18 protein-coding genes are annotated in these 20,081 nt (G+C 60.2%); 1 reads left to right on the plus strand and 17 read right to left on the minus strand.

Features of this window, described 5'->3' with window-relative positions:
* Positions 1–17: 17 nt before the first annotated feature.
* Both msbA and DXK50_RS01040 read right to left on the minus strand, forming a co-directional pair.
* On the minus strand, positions 18–1,832 hold the full coding sequence (gene msbA / locus DXK50_RS01035; RefSeq protein WP_212629541.1) for a lipid A export permease/ATP-binding protein MsbA: 1,815 nt from the start codon (positions 1,830–1,832) through the stop codon (positions 18–20).
* 98 nt (positions 1,833–1,930) lie between these two features.
* On the minus strand, positions 1,931–2,605 hold the full coding sequence (locus DXK50_RS01040) for a lipopolysaccharide kinase InaA family protein (protein WP_212629065.1): 675 nt from the start codon (positions 2,603–2,605) through the stop codon (positions 1,931–1,933).
* Positions 2,606–2,730: 125 nt separating this feature from the next.
* Here DXK50_RS01040 and DXK50_RS01045 point away from each other — a divergent pair, with 125 nt between their 5' ends.
* Entirely contained in the window at positions 2,731–3,972 is a 1,242-nt protein-coding gene (locus DXK50_RS01045; RefSeq protein ID WP_212629066.1) for a hypothetical protein, read from the plus strand.
* Here DXK50_RS01045 and DXK50_RS01050 read toward each other — a convergent pair.
* The 15 genes from DXK50_RS01050 to DXK50_RS01120 all read right to left on the minus strand — a co-directional run bounded on the left by DXK50_RS01050 (position 3,953) and on the right by DXK50_RS01120 (position 20,068).
* Positions 3,953–4,813, minus strand: coding sequence for a glycosyltransferase (locus DXK50_RS01050; protein WP_212629067.1), 861 nt, complete (start codon positions 4,811–4,813; stop codon positions 3,953–3,955). The two genes, DXK50_RS01045 and DXK50_RS01050, sit on opposite strands and share 20 nt — an antisense overlap.
* A gap of 25 nt (positions 4,814–4,838) precedes the next feature.
* Positions 4,839–5,630: a glycosyltransferase family 2 protein gene (locus DXK50_RS01055; RefSeq protein ID WP_161864664.1), complete on the minus strand. Its 792-nt coding sequence runs from the start codon at positions 5,628–5,630 to the stop codon at positions 4,839–4,841.
* 20 nt (positions 5,631–5,650) lie between these two features.
* Positions 5,651–6,724 carry a CgeB family protein gene (locus DXK50_RS01060; protein ID WP_212629068.1) on the minus strand — a complete coding sequence of 358 codons (1,074 nt, stop codon included), beginning with the start codon at positions 6,722–6,724 and terminating at the stop codon, positions 5,651–5,653.
* 106 nt (positions 6,725–6,830) lie between these two features.
* Entirely contained in the window at positions 6,831–7,745 is a 915-nt protein-coding gene (locus DXK50_RS01065; protein ID WP_349292056.1) for a glycosyltransferase family 2 protein, read from the minus strand.
* On the minus strand, positions 7,742–8,878 hold the full coding sequence (locus DXK50_RS01070) for a glycosyltransferase (protein WP_212629069.1): 1,137 nt from the start codon (positions 8,876–8,878) through the stop codon (positions 7,742–7,744). The genes DXK50_RS01065 and DXK50_RS01070 overlap by 4 nt, the downstream gene beginning before the upstream one ends.
* Positions 8,879–9,100: 222 nt before the next feature.
* Entirely contained in the window at positions 9,101–10,183 is a 1,083-nt protein-coding gene (locus DXK50_RS01075; protein ID WP_212629070.1) for a polysaccharide pyruvyl transferase family protein, read from the minus strand.
* A 2-nt stretch (positions 10,184–10,185) separates the two neighbouring features.
* The gene (locus tag DXK50_RS01080; protein ID WP_212629071.1) at positions 10,186–11,961 is read right to left on the minus strand and encodes a carbamoyltransferase family protein; all 1,776 of its coding nucleotides are present in this window, start codon (positions 11,959–11,961) and stop codon (positions 10,186–10,188) included.
* A 77-nt stretch (positions 11,962–12,038) separates the two neighbouring features.
* Positions 12,039–13,469 carry a lipopolysaccharide kinase InaA family protein gene (locus DXK50_RS01085; RefSeq protein ID WP_212629072.1) on the minus strand — a complete coding sequence of 477 codons (1,431 nt, stop codon included), beginning with the start codon at positions 13,467–13,469 and terminating at the stop codon, positions 12,039–12,041.
* A complete protein-coding gene (locus DXK50_RS01090; RefSeq protein ID WP_212629073.1) occupies positions 13,466–14,215 on the minus strand; it encodes a lipopolysaccharide kinase InaA family protein in 750 nt (249 codons plus the stop codon). The genes DXK50_RS01085 and DXK50_RS01090 overlap by 4 nt, the downstream gene beginning before the upstream one ends.
* Positions 14,212–14,949 carry a lipopolysaccharide kinase InaA family protein gene (locus DXK50_RS01095; protein WP_212629074.1) on the minus strand — a complete coding sequence of 246 codons (738 nt, stop codon included), beginning with the start codon at positions 14,947–14,949 and terminating at the stop codon, positions 14,212–14,214. The genes DXK50_RS01090 and DXK50_RS01095 overlap by 4 nt, the downstream gene beginning before the upstream one ends.
* On the minus strand, positions 14,946–15,773 hold the full coding sequence (gene rfaP, locus DXK50_RS01100) for a lipopolysaccharide core heptose(I) kinase RfaP (RefSeq protein ID WP_212629075.1): 828 nt from the start codon (positions 15,771–15,773) through the stop codon (positions 14,946–14,948). Before rfaP ends, DXK50_RS01095 begins: the two co-directional genes overlap by 4 nt.
* Positions 15,774–15,903: 130 nt before the next feature.
* Positions 15,904–17,025 (minus strand): glycosyltransferase family 4 protein, encoded by a 1,122-nt coding sequence (locus DXK50_RS01105; protein WP_212629076.1) that lies wholly within the window; start codon positions 17,023–17,025, stop codon positions 15,904–15,906.
* 9 nt (positions 17,026–17,034) lie between these two features.
* Complete coding sequence (rfaC, locus tag DXK50_RS01110; RefSeq protein WP_212629077.1) at positions 17,035–18,039, minus strand: lipopolysaccharide heptosyltransferase RfaC; 1,005 nt, start codon at positions 18,037–18,039, stop codon at positions 17,035–17,037.
* Between the two features lies 1 nt (position 18,040).
* Positions 18,041–19,084: a lipopolysaccharide heptosyltransferase II gene (gene waaF, locus DXK50_RS01115; protein ID WP_024306702.1), complete on the minus strand. Its 1,044-nt coding sequence runs from the start codon at positions 19,082–19,084 to the stop codon at positions 18,041–18,043.
* 60 nt (positions 19,085–19,144) lie between these two features.
* Entirely contained in the window at positions 19,145–20,068 is a 924-nt protein-coding gene (locus DXK50_RS01120) for a branched-chain amino acid transaminase (RefSeq protein WP_143502430.1), read from the minus strand.
* Between the last annotated feature and the right edge of the window lie 13 nt (positions 20,069–20,081).

Genomic DNA, 20,081 nt, shown 5'->3' on the forward strand with positions numbered 1-20,081 from the left:
TTCGACGCTTCTTCCTATCAGGATTCGGGCTGCTCTTGCGACTCGTCCTTTTCCTCTAGGCCCATGGCATGAAGTCGGGCGTAGTAACCGTTCTGCGCGAGCAGCGACTCGTGGGTGCCGCGCTCGACGATGCGCCCCTGATCCATGACCAGGATCAGATCGGCCTTTTCGATGGTCGACAACCGATGCGCGATGACCAGTGTGGTACGACCTTCCATGACCTTGTCCAGCGCGGCCTGAATATAACGCTCGGACTCCGTGTCCAGCGCCGAGGTCGCCTCATCGAGAATCAGCACGGGCGCGCTCTTGAGCAAGGCCCGGGCGATCGCCAGACGCTGACGCTGCCCGCCCGACAGCATGACGCCATCCTCCCCCACCTTGGTGTCGAAACCCTGCGGAAGCAGATCGATGAATTCGCGGGCATAGGCAGCCTCGGCGGCCTGCTCCACCGCCTCGCGCGGCAAATTGCGCAGATCACCATAGGCGATATTGTTGACGACGGTGTCGTTGAACAGGGAAACCTGTTGCGTGACCAAAGCGATGTGCTTTCTCAGGTTCTCGATGCGGTAGTCTTCTATAGGCGTGCCATCGAGCAGAATTTGCCCTTGATCATGCTGATAGAAGCGCGGAATCAGATTGGCCAGCGTAGACTTGCCGCTACCTGAGCGACCGACCAGCGCCACCATCTGCCCCGGCTCGACGCTAAAGCTGATGTCTTGCAGGACGGTTTTCTCAGTGTCCGGGTAGACGAAGCTCAGATGTTTGACTTCGAGAGCTCCGCTGACCCGTTCTTTCTCGACTGTACCCCGATCCGGTTCGGGCGCCTCGTCCAATTGCTCAAAGATACTTTCGGCGCCGGCAAGCCCTTTCTGAATGGTCGAGCTGACCTCCGAGAGCTGGCGAATCGGCTTGGGCAGAAGTCCCGCAGCAGTAATGTAGGCAACCAGATCACCCACACTGGCATCGCCGCGCAGGAACAGCACCAGGAACATCAGAAATGCCATGGCGGCGTAGTTCACCAGTTGCAGGCTAGGCGTGTAGATCGCACTGGTACGCGTCATACGCAGTTGCTTGCGCGTACTGTCCTCGCTCGCGTCATAAAAGCGCTCACGTTCGTAGCGCTCGCCACCGAAACTGCGCACCACACGGTAATTCTGGATGGTTTCGGAGGAGACATGGGTCAACTCGCCCATCGCGCTCTGGATCTTGCGGCTCTGGCTGCGGAATTTCTTGCTCGCACTCTTAACCATCAGTGCAATGAGTGGCAGGATCGCCACCATCACCATGGTCAGCTTCCAGTTCATCCACAGCAGGTAGCCGAACAGGAAAACCACTGTCAGGCCTTCGCGCACCATGACCTTCAGGGCGTCCGTCGCCGCGCCGGTAACTGAACCGACGTTGTAAGTGATGCGCGAAATCAAGTAGCCGGTGGAGTGATTGTCAAAGTAACGGTTGGGCAGCGTCAGCAGGTTGTTGAACAGCGCGATGCGCAGATCCTGCACCAAGCCCAGCGACACCCGGGCAAGGTAATAACCACCGAGAAAGGAGCCGATACCCTGCCAGAATGTGATCAGCAACAATGCCAGCGGCACACCATAGAGCAATTGCATACTGCCGAGCAGCGGCAGCTCGACCATGCCGGCCTCGGGGCTGGCGAGCCCGTCGACGAAGTACTTGAGTAGCCCGGCGAGCATCGGCTGAGTCGAGGCGAAGATGATGTAACCGATCATGCTGACGCCGAACATCACCCAGTAGCGCCTCATGTAGCTCAACAGCCGCATGTACAACTTGAAGCTGGAGATCGGGGAGGCTTTGGTGCTTGAATCAGGCATGAGATGCTGGCTCTGGGGTGAAGCCGGCGATTGTACCACCAGGGAACACGCAACCAAATGCGCCTGAAAGCCGGTGTATTGCGACCGGCTCCCTGCGCTCAGAGCAAGCCTTGCAACTCTTGGGGTGGCCGCCAGCGCGTAGGCTTGCGAACCACACTTACCCCTTGTAGCCCAGCCAATACCGCCTGCGCATCGAATACCGGCGAATCGGTCGCTGAGCAATAGCTTGCGGCAAGCGTTTCGAGCATCTCGTCACTCAACCCCAGGTCACGCAGGCGCAACATGATTTTCTTGAAGTCATCCACGGCAGCTTCCTGACTGAAACCAGCCGCACGCTCGAAATCCAGCAGATAAGCCTGATCGGCCACGAGAAAGTTGTAAGGATTACAGTCGCCGTGGACGACCCCATGACCGTGCAGTTGGCCGAGCAAGCTGAGCGCCTGCTGAGCACCTCGCTGCAACGCCTCCCCCGCCAGAGTGGCCAGCGGCACCCCCGGCAGGAAACGGGTGAACAGCAGGCTTTCGTGAAAACCCGGGTGACGCGACTCTGTGTACAGCAAAGGCTCAGGCGCCGCGAAACCGAGCGTTCTCAGCTTGGCGAGCACCATCGCCTCGGTTCTCAGCGGAGAGTGATAGGGGCGGCGCAAAATCCGCTTCCACCAAGGTTTCATGGATCGTCTATAGCGCTTGACGAACAAGGACTCATTTCCCAGGCCAATCCTGGCGACCGCCCGTCCAGGTGCGAAGTCGACCAGATCGACGAGAGGTGCCATTAGCCTCTTGATCTGTTTGCGCCCCATATGCTCATTTTGGAAGACTAGGGTTTTTCCCACCTCAAGCCTCCAAGTGAGTATCAGGTGCTTGCGGTGCAGCCTGCCGCTGCCCGATGGACCCATTCATGTATAGCCTCTACGCCCAAACGAAAGAAAAGCTCAGGTTCGCCACCTATCGGGGCTACGACCTCTGCAACCCAACGGCAGCAGTGCTGGCGCACTTGCTGTTTGACAAGCGCTCACCCCGCAAAAAGATCCGTAGCGCGATCAAGCTGATACGCCTGACCCCGCGCTACAGCCAACATGAGCAGTTAAAAGGTGACGCGTACATCTGGCATTGTGATCGCGACGACCAGACCAAACTCGCCCTGAACATCGGCAAACGACTCAGCGAACAGCGCCGCCGGACCATCAGCTACATGCCCGCCATCAAGGAAGACAGCGTCAAGGCACTGGACTGGCGCGCCATGTACGCAGCCTGGAGGATAACACGGCGCTGTTCACTGCCTCTGCGGCTGAGGCTCTACGTATTCAGCGCACTGTGCCACACCATCAAGCACTTCAGAGCCATCGACAGACTGCAGATTACCCAGCAGCTAACCTCACTGGTCAGCTACAACAGCGCCAATATTCCCGAATGTTTTCTGGTTGCCGCCTGCCGGCAAAAGGGCCTGCCGACCTATTCGCTGCAACACGGCCTGTATCATCGTTACCGTGGCGAGCAGCCAATCGACATCATCAACTACGAAAACGTCACTGCCGGCACCTTGCTGGTCTGGAGCGAGTTCAGTCGCGCCGAGATTGTAGCGTTTCACCGCGATATCGGTCGCATGCCCGACTATCATATTCAGGTGGCAGGCTATATCGCACCGCCGGAGTCTCACCGCACTCCCCTTCCATCGGCACAGAGAGGAAAGCACATTCTCTGCGTGCTACCGGGCAAGCGTTATGTAGCTGACAGCATCGAATTGCTTGAGCTGTTGATGAAGCTGGCCTCTCAGTGTCGACTGACGGTGCGCCTGCATCCATTACTCGCTGATGACGCAGCATTGATGGCTGCGCTTCCATCGAACGCCTCCCTTGATGACAGCCCGACCCTAGCGCAAGCGCTGGCTAAAGAGCGCTACGACCTGGCCATCGGCTTCAACACCACGAGCCTGTTCGAAGCGATGCTGTTCGACGTGCCTTGCGCGCTGTACCGAGCGAACAGCCTGAACTTGATAGCCGACGGCGTGCCCGTTTTTTCAAATGCCGAGGAACTGGCGCAGCTCGCCGACGCCCCTATCGACACGCGCCAGCTTGCCGACTACCTGCTGGGCGCATCCTTCTTTCGCTACGCCGACATCATCAACGCAGCAGAAACCTGAGGGCCACGCGCCACTGGGCGGGGTAACGCAGTATCGCCACAGCCTGGAGCCAGCGAATGCGTAAGGGCAGCGGCAGATGCGCTCTTCTCAGTAGACGCAGCCAATAGCGCACCGCCAGTTCCTCCTTACGGCGTGTCCGGGCTGCAGTGGCAGGCGTGGAGCAAGAGAACGGCAGCGACACCGGTGCCGAACCGGCATAAGCGAGCGCCTGCCTGGCCCAGTCCTCCCGAAAGCTGCCCATTGAGAAGTGCAGAAGCTCAATGTCGAAAACCACGGCAACCTTGCGCTTCTGAGCGACGCGCAAGCTGAAGTCGACATCATAAAAATGAAAGCCCGTCAGCCGCTCATCGAAGCGCGTTTCAGCCCATACCGAACGGCGCACAAACAGCCACACCCCATCCAGCGCAACAACAGGCACGCATGGACTCGTGCCGCTGTCGCCGGGCCTGGCGAAAGCAGCGTCGCTGCACTCTCTTGACGGCCCGTGCCAAACATTGATGCACAGATCGTCCTCATCACCGCTGTGCCAGCCAGACGGCGTAGCCGCCTTGTAGCGGCTTCCCGCCAAACCGATAAGGGCAAGCTCTGCATCGCCTGAGAAATGAGCGAGCGCACGCGCCCCCCAATTCGGGCTCAGGAACTCGACATCCTCATGCACGAAACACACGAACGGGTGGCTCGCCCTGGACGCGCCCTCGTTGTAAACCGCGCAGATACCTCGTCCCTCGATGCTGTTGTCTATGGCAATCAGCTCGTGTTCGACTCCGATCGTGGCCTCGATATTGCGAGCCACTGCCTGCAACCGTGCGGGTTGAGCGCTGCAGATCACAACGGAAATCACGCGACACGTCCCGAAAAGCCACTGTTCATTTAACTTTCTTTAGTCCCAGATAATAGAGCGGAAACTTGAGGTACAGCTTGAGCTTCTTGCGCAACAGGTAGCCTCGACTGCGGCCGAGCCACTTTTCCTCGAAGACGTACTTGGCTCGCTTGGTCATCAACCACTGGCGAGCGGAGGTATGAGTGCTCAGGGTGCGGCTATCGAGATGATCGACCACCGAAGAGGTGACCAGCACATGCCGCAATCCGTTTGCCTGTAGCGTCAAGGCATAGTCGTTGTCGGCGTACCAGAAGAAAAACCGCTCATCCAGAGCGCCGATAACATCCAGAATCGAGCGACGAAATACCAGGCACCACCCGGAAATTTCCCGCAGCACGCCGTAACCCGGATAGACGCCGCTGTCCAGAGGAAATCCCTTGGCTGGATGATGCAGCGAACAAGCCGGGCTGGCACTGCTGACACTCGGGTCCTGTTCGAACACGCTGAGCAGCTCAGAAGCCCAGCCAGCATGGAAAGACAGATCGTTGTTGCAAATGGCCACGAAAGGCGCCTGCCCTTCGCGAATGCCGATGTTCATATAGGCATGGTAATTGAACGCGCCCTTGGGATAGAGCGTTTCCACTCCCGGCTGCGTATAGACAGGCGCTTGTGCATTCGACTCGAGCACCCAGATACGGAAGCGAATCTGCTCAGGATCTTCGGAGGCGACCAGAGAGTCCAGGCAATGCTCGGTAACCTGGCGCAGGGCGTCATCCCTGGCAAAGCTGAGTATCACCACATCAAACCACACGGGCGACGATGAGGAAAAATCGTTCATGCGATATCTCATCACCGCCATCAGGAGCAGGCCAGAATGCGCGCCACACGATGCGCCCAGGTGTGCTCCGCAAGGAAGCGCTCCCGTCCCTTACGAGCGATACGCTCACGCTCTTCAGGGTTGGCCAGATAATGACGCACCTTGTTTCTCAGTTCGGTTCCTGAGCGAAAGACCTCGATTTCCTCGCCTGGCGCGAACAGCTCAGCGATTTCCTCACAGTAATCGGTCAACAGGAAACAGCCTGCCGATAGCGCTTCGAAAATCCTTAGATTGACGCCTGTTTCGGCGCCATAAAAATCCGAGCGGGTGATGTTGAGCAGGACACGGGAGCTCTGCAGCAACCGCTGCAACTCCTCGCCCCATACCGTTCTGTCGTCAACGCGCTGCTGCAGGCCCGAAGACATCAGGGCCCGGTTACGACGCCAGCGATTACCGCGCACTGAGACGTGCTCACGGATATTTTCCAGTAGGAACACCCTGCGCAGATCGGCGCTGCCGACGAACAGCACATCATGCTCCGGCTGAACCTGCTGTTGCGGCAGGACCACGGCACCGAATGGCAAGTGCAGAGCCTCCAGCCCCAAGGTTTCCCGAAAGAAACGTGTCGTGACCGCAGAGAAGGAGAACAGCTGGTCGTAACGTGGCAGCTCCTGCCCGATGAAGTAGAGAAATTCCCGACGCTTGGAATACAGGTTGCAGCTATCGGTATCGTAGAGCATGAAGCGTGCACCGGCGCCACGCACCATACTCGCCACCTGATCAACATCGTAGTGCTTGTACAGGAAGCCGATCACCAAAACATGTGTCGGCTCCTCCTCCTCCAGCAGCTTGCGCAGCGGTTGCAGCGACAACCGCGGCAAATGGGTGAAGCCGTCGCGCTCACGGACTTTGTTTCTCGCCTTGTACAGCGCCGAGGCCACGCCATACCAGCGACGTGGCTTCTGCTGCAACGCATCCCAATGGACCGCTGACACGCCAGCAGCGAGAAAGGCATCGTACAATTCGCGCCCTAGCGGCACACCACTTATGCCATCCAGAATCAAATACTTGCGTTTGCCAACAGGCGTCATGTCGCTATCGAGCATTTGCTCCATCAGTCATCCCTAGGCTCCGAGTACTGCTTTGCAACACCAGGCCGGTAGCTCGAATTAATAATCGCTTGATTGCCAGGAGCCCGCGCTGCCGCACACTGCGGGCAGCTCAGCACGCTTGCCTGGCTCGCGGTTTGAACAAAAGGTGTCGAAAGCGCTTGAACAGCTGGCGATCCCATTGTCGCAGGGGAATCTGCGCAAAAAGGCTCCATGCGAACCGCTTGTCCTGCGTGACAGCAGGGCCAAGTATCTTGGTTAGCAGCCGCGCTTTTCCAGACTCGTAAGCCGGATGGTCGCGAAAAAGATCTAATAACTGCATCCCGTAACGATACTCGGCAAGATAGTTACGCGACAAACCTCCGTCGTGCTTGCGATAAAGGGTCACGGGGTCGGGTATGACATCGATACGGTAACCGGCTCGGGCGATTTTCAGGGTCATCTGAAAGTCCTGTACACGCAATGAAGGGTCATACATGCCGGCCGCAAGCATGGCATCGCGCCGATACATCACCAGATTCCCTCCTACCACCAAGGCCTGAGCAAGCGCTTGGGCGAAGTCATAGCTGCGAATCTCACGGGCCTTGTTTTTTTTCGGCAGTACCGCGCCATGCTGATCGATACGCAGCGCCCGCCCGCCAAGGCATCCGACTTCCGGGTGCATCATCAGGTAATGGGCCTGCAACGCGATGCGGCCGGGCACCATGACATCATCCGCATCGAACGTGGCCACGAATTCGCCATGCGCCAGTTCCAGCCCTTTGTTCAGCGCTGCGCTAACCCCTTGGTTAGGCTGACGGATGAACTCCACATGGCGCACGACCGGATAACTGCGCCAGTCGCGCAGCGCATCCTCGATACAGCGCGCGCTGTCATCGGTCGAGCCATCATCAATCACGATCAGCTCGATGGACGGGTAGTCCTGCTCAAGAATGCTGCGCAGTGCATCACCCACATATGACGCATAGTTGTAGCAAGGCACAATAACGCTGACCAAAGGCGCACTGATGCGCTCACTCGCACTCACAGGCGAAATGCCGGCCAGCGAGACAGCGTATCGAAGAACCGCGGAGCGACCGCAGAGTCGACGAAGCGGCTTTCCAGCCGGCCGCGCATGTCTTCGCGAAGCCGCTCCAGCTCTGCCTGCTGAACAGATGCGACGTTTCGCAGACTGGCAGACAGGGCATGCCAATCACCGAAGGTAAATAGCTCCCCGCTCTCGCCAACCACCTCACGCCCGCCACCACAATCGCTGCAGACCACGGGCAAACCAGCCGCCATGGCCTCGAGCAACACCATACCGAATGGCTCGTGGTCAGAGCTGAGGGCAAACATGTCAAAAGCGCGGAAGTAGCGCCGGGCCTGCGGCACCTGCCCGAGGAAGCGAACCTGCGCGGTGATACCCAACTCGGCTACCAAGGCCTTGAGCTTCGCCTCAAGCCGCCCCTCTCCCGCTATGACCAGCAGGCTGTTGTCCGGCAAGGTAGGAAGTGCATCGGCAAAGGCGCGGATAAGCGTTTCCTGATCCTTGTCGGGATGCAACCGTCCAACGTTACCGACCACCCAAGCCTGACTCGGCAAGCCAAGCGCCTGGCGAGCGGCCGTACGTGACAGCTGCTCGGACTGTACGGCTTGCAGATCAATCCGGTTGTACAGCGTCTGAATGCGCTGCTGCGGCCACCTCGGCAAGCAAGCGCGTAAATCATCACGGACGGCGTCGGATACCCCGAACAGATAGAGCCGCTTGCGAAACAGGTTGGCAAACAGCTGCCGCGACTTGCGCCGGTAATCACCAAGCGCGTGATGAATGCCGATCACCGGCAGTCTCGTACCCAGCATTGCTACATAGGCAGGCTTGGAGCGGTGCGCGATGCAGAGGGCGAAGTTACGTTGCGACGCGATGCGACGAATCGCCTGTATCGCGCCGAGCTTCAGGCCCCTCAACTGCTTACTACTGTACTCGAGAAAGACCACCTCATCAGAGGCAGATCCCGTCGCCACCTCTGGGTCGTACTTGCCGCTCAGATACACGGTCATGACCTTGTAGGGCGTATCGGCAAAAAGCACGGCATATTGCCGGGCACAATCGAGGAATGGCCCATCGTAGCCATGGCAGATCTGCAAGACCCATGCCTGGCTCTTATTTTTATTGGTCTTCATTGATCCCAACTCTGTTCACGCCGACAATTCAAATGCGAGGACGCACTTAGGAAAGTCGCGACGACTACCGCTGGAAAAGCGCCTTATCGCTGTAATCCAGGCGATTGAAAGCCTCGACTCGATTAGTCGGAGGTAAACATCTTCAGGTTGGTTCAGTCTTTTAGATGAGCGGTAGCAAAGAAACCTTGACTGATGAGTCATCCTCATCAACATGCATGATCATCACATGCAGAGGGTCTCTCGGCGACGTCTGGCTAGCGCCGCCATAGTTGCAAACATTTCCTGCGCTTGAATGCGCGCGTCTTGCAGAAAATGCTCGACGTCCCCTAGCTCCTTCTCAGTGAAAGCGATGGTACGAGCATCGACCACGGCATCTTCGTAGGACGAGCGGAGACGACCACTTAATCCGACTTGCGCCAGCAGCGCTTCGATCTTGTGGGTGTTGGACGGGATTGCGTAGAACGGAGTGCCGGTGACCAGACACAGGGTGACAAGGTGAAAACGGCCCGTGATTAAACCTTCTGAGCGCAGCAGCAGCTTCAGGAAGCGCGCGGGAGAAAGCACGGCGTAACGCCAGCGCAACTTGTCGATCCGCGAATTTGGCAAATCGGCGGGGTAATGGTGAAGGTAACTGGCAACAATACGGCGGTAGGCTTTGAACCGCTTGCGCAAGTTCTTGCGCAGGTACATATCGAAGCCTTTACCCAGCTGTAGCGGAGCGACCGTTCGAATGCTGACATAACGCAGCTGGGGATTGGCACAGCTGATGCGCCAGGCTTCACGCAAGCGCTCCGTGATAACGCTTCCATTGATCACCAGGCCACGGCGAGCAGGTGCACCGGCCTTGCATTCATAGGAGAGGGTCAGGTCTGGAACCACCTCGGCCGACACGCCAATCTCGTTCAGCGCAGCCTGACTCAGAACATCACGAACGAAAATGCGGGTAAAACAAGAGGCATCAGCGTTGAGCTTAACGTTGTTCTGCCAAACCGAATTGATCAGAAAACAGGGAACGCCGTGTTCCTGGCAATACCGCGCCAGCGCACCATAACGCAGAGCCAGCGGCGCATCATCGTGCATGGTGCCCTCGCCGTTGACCAAGCAGATATCCGCAGCACGGATGTCCTCTTGTAGCTGCTCGTCAGTCTGCCAGTCATGGTGCATCGGGCAGGCGCGCAGAATCTCCATGCCAGCCTGCTCAGCCAGCATGTAGACCTGCTGCATCACCAAATGGCAGCCGTGGTGCCCCTCCGAAGAGGTATCGTTGAAAAGCAGCGCTTTCAGCCTCGCCTGGCTGTCAGCCAACGCTATTGCTCCACACCGCTGTTTGCAGCGATAGCCGAAACAGCAGCATCTTCCTTGACCACCAGAATGTCTTCCATGATCAGGTACTGCAGATCCGAGCCGTAGAACATGTTCAGCGCGTCGGTGGGTGAACAGATCATTGGTTCGCCACGGCGATTCAACGACGTATTCAGGGACACGCCATTGCCGGTGAGTTTTTCCAACTCCAGCATCAGGTCATACCAGCGCGGATTGTATTCGCGCTTGAGCACTTGGGCGCGGGAAGTACCGTCTTCGTGAACGACTTCGCTGACGCGCTCCTTCCACTCGTCGTTGACTTCGAAGGTGAATGTCATGAAAGGGCTCGGATGGTCGACCTTGAGCATCTGCGGCGCCACGGTGTCGAGCATCGACGGGCAGAAGGGCCTCCAGCGCTCGCGAAACTTGATTTGCTCGTTGATACGGTCGGCCACACCAGGAATGCTCGGGCAACCGATGATCGAACGACCGCCCAGGGCGCGCGGGCCAAACTCCATACGTCCCTGGAACCAGGCCACTGGGTTGCCGTCTACCATGATCCTGGCGATGCGTTGCGGCATGTCATCGATCTTCTGCCACTTCGGCGCGTTCGGATGGCGGGCGCAGGCGGCAATGACGTCCTCATTGGAGTAAGCCGGGCCGAGGTAGACGTGTTCCATTTTTTCCACCGGCACGCCACGTTTGTGAGACACGTATGCAGCGGCGCCGACCGAGGTACCGGCGTCTCCAGAAGCCGGTTGCACGAACAGCTCCTTGACCTCCGGACGGGCAATGATCTTCTGATTGAGCTTGACGTTCAGCGCACAGCCGCCGGCGAAGGCGATCTTGCCGGTTTCGCGAATGATGTCGCCCAGATAGTAATCCATCATCTCCAGCGCCAGCTTCTCGAACAACGCCTGCATGCTGGCAGCGTAATGGATGTACGGATCGTCGGCGATGTCGCCTTCACGCTTGGGGCCGAGCCACTCGATTAGCTTGGGAGAGAAGTAATAGCCCTTGCCGTTTTCCTTGTAGCGACGGAAACCAATGACGTTGGCGTAATCAGTGTTGATGACCAGTTCGCCGCTCTCGAACTTGGCCAGACGCGAGAAATCGTACTTGGCGGCGTCACCATAAGGCGCCATGCCCATGACCTTGAATTCACCGTCGAGCATCTCGAAGCCCAGGTACTCGGTGATCGCACCATACAGGCCACCGAGCGAGTCCGGGTCGTAGAACTCCTTGATCTTGTGAATCTTGCCGTTCTCGCCGTAGCCGAAGAAGGTAGTGGCGTACTCGCCCTTGCCGTCGATACCGAGGATCGCGGTCTTTTCCTGGAAGCCCGAGCAGTGGTAGGCGCTCGAGGCGTGGGCCAGGTGGTGCTCGACCGGCTCGATCTTGATTTTCTTGGCGTCGAAACCCAGTTGCTCCAGGCACCAGACGATCTTCTTGCGATAACGCTTGTAGCGGCGATTGCCCATGAGGATGGCGTCGAGGGCACGATCCGGTGCGTACCAGTAACGCTTGGCGTAGTGCCAGCGCGCCTTGCCGAACAGGCTGATGGGCGCGAAGGGAATTGCCACTACATCGACATCCGACGGCTTGATACCGGCCTGCTCCAGGCAGAACTTGGCCGACTCGTAGGGCATCCGATTCTTCGCGTGCTTGTCTCGCACGAAACGCTCTTCTTCAGCCGCTGCAATCAACTTCCCGTCGATGTACAACGCAGCGGAAGGGTCATGACTAAGGGCGCCGGACAGGCCAAGAATCGTCAATGCCACGGATAAAGCCTCTTAACGCGGCTGCCTGACTCGACAACCGATACTGTTTGATTTCGATGAGCCTTCGCGTGAAAGGCTCAGGTGATAGTAGGCAAACGCCGGTCCAGCTCACGGTACAGGGCGCTGTCCGCCGGCCAGTTGCGCAGCAGCCGCGCCCGATCACGCGCATAGGCCGCCTTGAAGCTGCTGGCTTGGCCATGGTACTGCATGGCATCAAGATCGATCAGCGCCCAGCGACCGTCTTGCCAAAGGATATTGTTGCCCTTGCAGTCGCCATGACTGATGCGCTCACGCAAAAGGGCTGCGAACAGAGCCTCCAGCGCCAGCAGGTCCGCCTCAGGAGGCAGTTCGTCTGCTCCGCAGGGGGCGAAACGAGCAATTATATCCATACCGGGCGTATGTTCGGTAATCAGATAAGCCTGGCGGCGTAGCCAAAACGTGCGCCGTTCCAGCACGGCCAGAGGCTTGGGCGTCGCGATGCCGAGAAAATCCAGACGATTGCCTTCGCACCAGCTGTGCCAGGCACGGCTTGGACGCCAGAAGCGCCGCAACCAATGCCCGAAGCCTTTGATGTTGTAGCGCTTGATGACCAGATGCCGACCGCCCTGCCGGATACGCGCCACCGTGGAAGAACCGCCCAGCTTGAGCGGTTCACCGGTAGCAATCGCAGCATCGGGGTCGGCCAGGACAGGCGCCAGCGCCGCGTCCTCGTCACGCCTCACTACCTGCAGGCGCGACGGCCCGCGCCAGACGCGGAAGGCCGTGCACTCGCGGCGAATCTTGGCCATGAACGAATGCATGCGCAGTCCTCGCGCCTTGGCCACCGCCCTGAGCAACGCCTCCAACGGCAGCGCATGCTCGCCATTTGCCAGCAGATAATGCACCAGAAGCTCTTCGATGAAGTGATCGATAGCACGGGGAAACAGCGCGAAGAATAACCCTAGGTTCTCCAGCACCCGATCACGGGAAAGCGGCTGTCCGGGCGTCTCGGAACGTATGCCACCACCATCGATAAGGTATAGGCGGCCCTCATGGCGTAGCAGGTTGTCCAGGTGCAGGTCCTCCTGCCAAAGCCCGCGACGATGTAGTTGGCCGATGACACCAAGAGCCTCGCCAAGTACCGGCTGCTGCGCATCGCTCAACCAGGCCCCGTCGGCGACCCTCTGCCATTCATCCGCCAGGCTGCTGGCGACATCCAGGAACTCGAACAGCAGCCAGCCACCCTCGCCAGCAACAACGCCATGATCGAGCAGCAACGGCGTGCATAACCCCTGCTCAGCCAGCAAATGCGCGCCCTGCAACTCCCGCTCGAAATGCCGTTCAGCCTTGCTGCCAACCAGTATCTTGGCGAGCACACTGCGCCCTTGCCACTGTGCACGGCCCACGTAGCGCTGCCCGGGCAACACGCGCAGCAGACTGCACAGCTCGAGCGCGGTACCGCCTGGCAGGTCGATCAGCAAAGGCAGTGCGGGACTTCGTCCCGCCTCGTTCAGGAGGGCCAGCTTCATGGGCGTTGAGCCTTGTCTTTCAAGCGCGCCGTGAGACGCTGCAACCAGTGATCCACGTCCTTTCCACTGCCCAGATAGGCCGTCAGGAAGCCTACGTGGTCCGCCTCATTCCAGGAATTGGTGCGACGCAGCAGCGGCTCTAGATCCTTGACCCTGTCTCGCTCGCCAAGAACCAGCGGCCGGGTCTTCTCCAGATCGATCAGTTGAGCCGCGAAGCCGTCTTCCCGCGGCTGCAGAAAGATGTGCTTGGGATAGAAACAGCCATGCAGCTGCCCCTTTTCGTGTACTCGCCGGGCCAGGGCGCCGCAGGCGCTGACGATCGCTTGCCGCTGCTCGTCCGCGAGCTGACGCCAACCTGGCAGCCAGCTGTCGAGATCCTGCCAGCCCTCCAATGCATGGGTCAGCAGCACAGCCCTGCGCTCGCCAGCGATATGCCGCTCGGCATAAAACGCGGCGCTCATGGCTGGAATACCCAACCGCTGGTAACGGCGAATGTTACGAAACTCTCGCGCCAGCGTTGGCTCGCCCAGTGGTCGCGCCAAGCTTCGCGTAAGATAATTGCTCTGGCGCTTGAGGTAGTAAACCCGGCCGTCCAGATCGAGCCGATAAACACTGCTCCAGCCGCCCCGCGGCGCCTTGTTGGGCTCATCGACCGCATGCAGTTCCAGCGACCAGAGCGCCTCGAAACTGGCCAGGCCATGACGTTCGAGCAGCGCCTGATCATCGGCGCCGATAAAGTCCTTCATTCCCTTCCCTCGAAATACCGCACGATCTGGCTGATACGTTGTTTGTCGCTGTCATTGAGGCGATCACGACCTCGATATTGCAGGTAGAAGCGCAGACGCTGAGTGCGGGACAGGTGATATTTGGCCACCTTGTCGAGGCAGGCAAGGTCCTTGACGATGCGGCGGCGCAAAAACGGCCCCCACCAAAACGCCCCAGTCGGGCAGTCGATGAAATACAGGCGCCGATGCTCGTCGATCAGCAAGTTGCGCCATTTCAGGTCGTTATGGGCGAAATGATGATCATGCAGGATGCGCGTGGAGCGAGCCAGCTGACAGCTGACATCTTCAACCCAGGCCCGATCACGCAACCGCGCATCTTTCGTGGAAGCGAGCCGCCACATGTCGGTCGTACCGACCAGTTCCTGAGTAATCAGCGCGCCACGATGAAAAGCCGTACCCTTGCGTTCCAGGCCATAAGCGGCAATGGGCGCAGTGGGAATACCCCAGGCGGCGAAGTGCTTGAGGTTCTGCCATTCGGCTTTGACCCTTGGTCGGCCGAGGAAGCGTCTAATCCCCTTGCCGGCACCATGGTAGCGCTTGACGTAATAGCGCAACCCACCGAACTCGACGCGGATGACGTCCGATAGCGGGTCGTGGGTGATGGCCTCGCCTTGCAACGCGAAAACCGCATCCAGCGAAGCGAACGCCCTGGCCGCCTCGGGCGTGGTCAAGGCGGTGACACGCCACTGACTCATGCGGCGCCCTCCTTTTCGTACTTGCGCACATATCGCGAACGCAGCCGGTCGGCCTTGCGCTGCAACCAGCGCAACAACGCGGCCTCGTCCTGCAGTATCTGGCGCAACGGGCGCTTGTCGATAGTGCAGAAATATGTCTTGAGAAAACGCAGCAAATCACGCTGGGTCAAACCGATACCCAACGCCGAGAAATACAACCCGGCCAGGTCCTTGTTGCGCCAACGTCGCGGCACCGAATCACGCACTTGAGCCCGATGCAGATCGATCACCGACAGTCGGAAAGCATCGGCGTTGAAGGGTTTGTCGGTGTGCAACAGAAAATGACAGATGTAACAGTCCCGGTGGTTAACACCGGCAGCATGCATGCGTCCGGTCATCTGCGCGACGCGCCGGATAAGTGCCCATTTCAATACGGGTGCCGGCGGCTGATCGTGCCAGTTCAGCGTCAGCTGCTCCAGATCGACAGTAGGCGCCAGCTCCTCGGTAATGATGAAGGAATGCTGCTGTGCCGGATTGCTGCCATGCTCGCCGTAGGCGACTGCAGTCATGGTCGACACGCCGGCGTCGTTCAGACGCTGGATGGCCTTCCATTCCTGACCGGCGCCCAGTACCGGCAGGCGGACTGTAACGAGATTCTTGAGAATTTCTCCCCAGCCAATCCCGCGATGAATCTTGACGAAGTAGCCTTTGCCGTCCACCTCGGTACGCAGCGTTCGGCGCGCCTCGAGCTCACGGTAGACCTGCCCCTGCAGGCTCTCGACTTCTTCAAAGGCATCCTTGCCGGCCCATAAGGACTTGAATGGTTCAGCAAGAATCAACTGCATAAGCCTCCTTGTGGGAGCTGCGCCCTCGGGGTGGATACGGCGGACGAAGCAAATCGGTCGCAACGACCAAAATCGCCCCATAGCGAGGAAAGCGCGCCCGATTGGTCGATACCTCCAGCCGCCGGCATGCTCACGGATGCGCCGCCAGAATCACATCGGCAGCCTTCTTCGGCATCGAATACAGGTCGGCGCTGTCGGCGTAGGCCAGGCCGTTGCGCCCCCAGAAGCCACGGCGCTCGGGATCGGCGAGCATATCGGCCAGGGTGCGGTTGAGCTGCTCCTGCTCGAACGGGCTGGGCAAAACGCGGCCGCAATCGGCATCGGCGATGTAGTGGGCGTAGCCGCAGACATCGGTGACCAGCACCGGCAGGCCGGACACCAGCGCTTCCAGCAGCACGGTGCCGGTATTCTCGTTGTAGGCCGGATGGATCAGCAGATCGGCGCCGAGCAGAAAGCGCGGAATGTCGCTGCGCCCCTTAAGGATTTGCACCTGATCGGACAGCCCCAGCGCCTTGACCTGCAACAGGAAGGGTTTGGGATCGTCCTGACCGATGGCGATCAGCCGAGTACGCTTGCGCAGCTCGCGCGGCAAGGACGCCAGCGCCTTGAGGCTGCGATCCAGGCCCTTGGTCTTGAAGCCGGAACCGATCTGCACCAGCAGCAGGTCATCATCACTCAGCTTGAACTCGCGGCGAAATTCGGCGCGAATCTCGGCTGCATTGGCCGGCGCGCGGCGGTCCTGAGCGATGCCCGGCGGGAGCAGGTGGAAACGCTGCAGCGGCGTCTTGTAGTGTTTGATGAACAGCGGCTGCTGCACCTCGGAGATCATCAGGATCTCGGTTTTAGATTCGGGCGCGAACACCGCACGCTCGTAATCGGCGAAATGCTTGTAGCGGCCCCAGCGGCGATAGATCGGGTTGCGCAGGGTCTGCGCCTTGTTCTCGAAACAGCCGTCGGCGGCGTAGTACACGTCAAGGCCCGGCATCTTGTTGAAGCCGATCACCCGGTCGACCGGATCGCGTTTCAGGTCAGCTTGCAGCCAGGCCGTGAACTTCTCGTTGCGGCGATGATTGAACAGTGCCCGCACCGGCGCCACGCGCACGTCGAAGCCGCCAGGGTTTTCCCCTTCCCAGATCGGCGTGTAGACGCGAATGGCATGACCGCGCGCCTGGCATTCCAGGGCGATACGCATGAAATCGCGCTGCAGCCCGCCGAACGGGAAGTACTTGTAGAGAACGAAGGCCAGTTGCATAGCCGCTCCTTAAAGGGTGCCGGGAGGCGCCAGCAGCAGCGCCTCCAGTTCCAGGCCGACACGTTCGGCGCCGAGGCCATCGAAGCAGGGCTTGTCACGGTCACCGCTGCCGGCGCCCGGGCCGCTGGCACACAGGTGAATCTGGCTACGACCGTAGGCGCCCACCTTGCCGGGCAGGGTCGGGCCGTAGAGGGAAATGTTCGGTACATCCAGCGCCGCGGCCAAGTGGCCGAGCCCGGTGTCGACCGAGACGCAGGCGCTGGCGCCGGCGATCACCTTGGCTACGCCGGCCAGGTTCAGCTTCGGCAGCACCGCGGCGTGCGTCAGGCCGGCAGCGATGCGCTCGGCACGCGCCTTCTCGTGCTCGTTGCCCCAGGGCAGGCGTACGGCCCAGCCCAGTTCGTCCATACGCTCGGCCAGCGCACGCCAGTCGGCTTCCGGCCAGTGCTTGCTGGCCCAGGTGGTGCCATGCAGGAACACCAAGTAAGGCTGCGCGGTAGCGTCCATCATCGCCGCACGGTTAAGGCCGTAGTCACCGCTACCGGACGGCAGCGAATAACCCAAAGCCTTGGCAAACAACTGGCGCACGCGCTCCAGCGCGTGCTGATCCTTGGGTACCGCATAGCGGCGATCATAGAAGCGACTGGCCAGCGGCTCACGCGCCGAATCGCGATCCAGACCGGCCACCGGCGCCGACACGTAACGCGCCAGCCAGGCGCTCTTGAGCAGGCCCTGGGCGTCGATAACCAGGTCGTAGCGGGTTTCGCGCAGACGCTGCTTGAAACGCACCCATTCGCCACTGCGCCAGGTGCGCAGCGGGTGCTTGCGCCAGCGGCGGATGGCCACCGGAATCACCTGGGACACCGCCGGATGCCAGGCGGGAATCTCGGCGAAGCCTTCTTCCACCACCCAGTCGAAGCGGATGCCGGGAATGGCACGCGCAGCATCAGTCAGTGCCGGCAGGGTATGCACCACGTCGCCCAGCGACGAGGTCTTGATGATCAGCACCCGCAAATCAGTCGCCCTCGACCAGGGTCAGGGGCTCACCGACCAGCCGATCCAGCGCCTCGATCACCGGCCGTGGCTTGAGTTCGCGCAGGCAGTTGTAGTGACCAAAGCGGCAGGTACGCTCGAAACAGGGGCTGCACTCCAGGCCCAGGCGAACGATCTCGACCTGATCGGCCAACGGCGGGGTAAAACCCGGCGAAGTGGAGCCATAAACTGCTACCAGCGGACGATTCAGTGCCGCCGCCACGTGCATCAGCCCCGAGTCATTGGACACCACGGCAGTGGCCGCCGACATCAGATCGATGGCCTCGGCCAGACTGGTCTGTCCGGACAGGTTGCTGACCTCCTCGCGCAGGCCCGGAATCAGGCGCAAGCGGATGTCCTCACCACCGGCATGGTCGTTCTTCGAGCCGAATAGCCAGACCTGCCAGCCCTCACGGATCTTCACTTCGGCGACCTTGGCGTAGTGCTCGGCAGGCCAGCGCTTGGCCTCGCCGAACTCGGCGCCGGGGCATAGCGCCAGCACCGGACGGTCCAGCTGCAGGCCAAATTTGCTCAGAGCGGCGTCACGGCTCGATTCATCGATCTGCAAACGCGGCTGCGGATAGGGCTGCGGCAACAGAGCACCGGGCTCATAGGCCAGCGCCATGAAACGCTCGATCATCAGCGGGTAGCGTTCTTTGTCCAGCGTGCGGATATCGTTGAGCAGGCCATAGCGCATCTCGCCCTTCCAGCCGGTGCGCTTGGGAATGCCGGCAAACCAGGGCACCAGGGCGGATTTGAGCGAGTTGGGCAGCAGGATGGCCTGATCGTACTGACCGGCCAGCGACTTGCCGATACGCCGGCGCGTGGCCAGATCGAGGACGCCATGGCCGAGCGGCAGACTGAGCGCGGCGCGCACTTCGGGCATGCGCTCGAGGATCGGCCGGCTCCAGTCCGGCGCCAGCACGTCGATCTCGCACGCAGGGTGGCGCTGTTTCAGGCACTGGAACAGCGTCTGCGCCATTACCATGTCGCCCACCCAGCTTGGCCCAACGATAAGTATCTTCATAGTCTTTCCAGAAACGACCGGGGAGGCTTTCGCCTCCCCGTCGAGCCTTCGAGCAAGCGCTTATTTAACCAGCGTACGCCATTCGGCGTGGCCGCTGGTCTTGCCGGTGACCAGGTCGAAGTAGGCCTTCTGCAGCTTCTCGGTCACCGGGCCACGGCGACCGGCGCCGATCTTGCGGCCATCGACTTCGCGGATCGGCGTGACTTCAGCGGCGGTGCCGGTGAAGAAGGCCTCGTCGGCGATATACACCTCGTCACGGGTGATGCGCTTCTCGACCACCTTGATGCCGTGCTCTTCGGCCAGGGTCAGCACGGTGCTGCGGGTGATGCCGTTGAGGCAGGAGGTCACTTCCGGGGTGTACACCACGCCATCCTTGACCAGGAAGATGTTCTCGCCCGAGCCCTCGGCCACGTAGCCTTCCGGGTCCAGCAGCATGGCCTCGTCGGCGCCGCCGGAGATGGCTTCCTGCAGGGCCAGCATCGAGTTGATGTAGTTGCCGTTGGCCTTGGCGCGGGTCATGGCGATGTTGACGTGGTGGCGGGTGTAGGAACTGGTGCGCACCTTGATGCCGGCCTCCAGTGCCTCTTCGCCCATGTAGGCGCCCCAGTGCCAGGCGGCGACGATCACGTGCACCTTCAGGCCGGCGGCGCGCAGGCCCATGCCTTCGCTACCGAAGAACACCATCGGGCGCAGGTAGGCGCTTTCCAGGCCGTTCTCGCGCACAGCAGCGCGCTGCGCTTCGTTGATCTCTTCCTTGGAGAAAGGAATCTGCATGTTGAAGATGTGCGCGGAGTCGAACAGGCGATCGGTGTGCGCCTGCAGGCGGAAGATCGCGGTGCCGTCCGGAGTGTTGTAGGCACGCACACCTTCGAACACGCCCATGCCGTAGTGCAGGGTGTGGGTCAGCACATGGGTGTTGGCTTCGCGCCACGGCACCAGTTTGCCGTCGTACCAGATCACGCCATCACGGTCGGACATCGACATCTTGCCTGCTCCT

The sequence above is a fragment of the Pseudomonas sp. KB-10 genome (assembly GCF_018221585.1).
Lineage (GTDB): Bacteria > Pseudomonadota > Gammaproteobacteria > Pseudomonadales > Pseudomonadaceae > Aquipseudomonas > Aquipseudomonas yangonensis.

Coding starts and splice junctions, on each gene's coding strand:
- rfaP (WP_212629075.1), bottom strand. CDS start 15,773: ATGCAGTTGATTCTTGCTGAACCATTCAAGTCCTTATGGGCCGGCAAG.
- DXK50_RS01095 (WP_212629074.1), bottom strand. CDS start 14,949: ATGAGTCAGTGGCGTGTCACCGCCTTGACCACGCCCGAGGCGGCCAGG.
- DXK50_RS01085 (WP_212629072.1), bottom strand. CDS start 13,469: ATGAAGCTGGCCCTCCTGAACGAGGCGGGACGAAGTCCCGCACTGCCT.
- DXK50_RS01060 (WP_212629068.1), bottom strand. CDS start 6,724: ATGGAGCAAATGCTCGATAGCGACATGACGCCTGTTGGCAAACGCAAG.
- msbA (WP_212629541.1), bottom strand. CDS start 1,832: ATGCCTGATTCAAGCACCAAAGCCTCCCCGATCTCCAGCTTCAAGTTG.
- DXK50_RS01040 (WP_212629065.1), bottom strand. CDS start 2,605: ATGGCACCTCTCGTCGATCTGGTCGACTTCGCACCTGGACGGGCGGTC.
- DXK50_RS01105 (WP_212629076.1), bottom strand. CDS start 17,025: ATGCAACTGGCCTTCGTTCTCTACAAGTACTTCCCGTTCGGCGGGCTG.
- DXK50_RS01055 (WP_161864664.1), bottom strand. CDS start 5,630: ATGAACGATTTTTCCTCATCGTCGCCCGTGTGGTTTGATGTGGTGATA.
- waaF (WP_024306702.1), bottom strand. CDS start 19,084: ATGAAGATACTTATCGTTGGGCCAAGCTGGGTGGGCGACATGGTAATG.
- DXK50_RS01070 (WP_212629069.1), bottom strand. CDS start 8,878: ATGAAGACCAATAAAAATAAGAGCCAGGCATGGGTCTTGCAGATCTGC.
- DXK50_RS01090 (WP_212629073.1), bottom strand. CDS start 14,215: ATGAAGGACTTTATCGGCGCCGATGATCAGGCGCTGCTCGAACGTCAT.
- DXK50_RS01045 (WP_212629066.1), top strand. CDS start 2,731: ATGTATAGCCTCTACGCCCAAACGAAAGAAAAGCTCAGGTTCGCCACC.
- DXK50_RS01120 (WP_143502430.1), bottom strand. CDS start 20,068: ATGTCGATGTCCGACCGTGATGGCGTGATCTGGTACGACGGCAAACTG.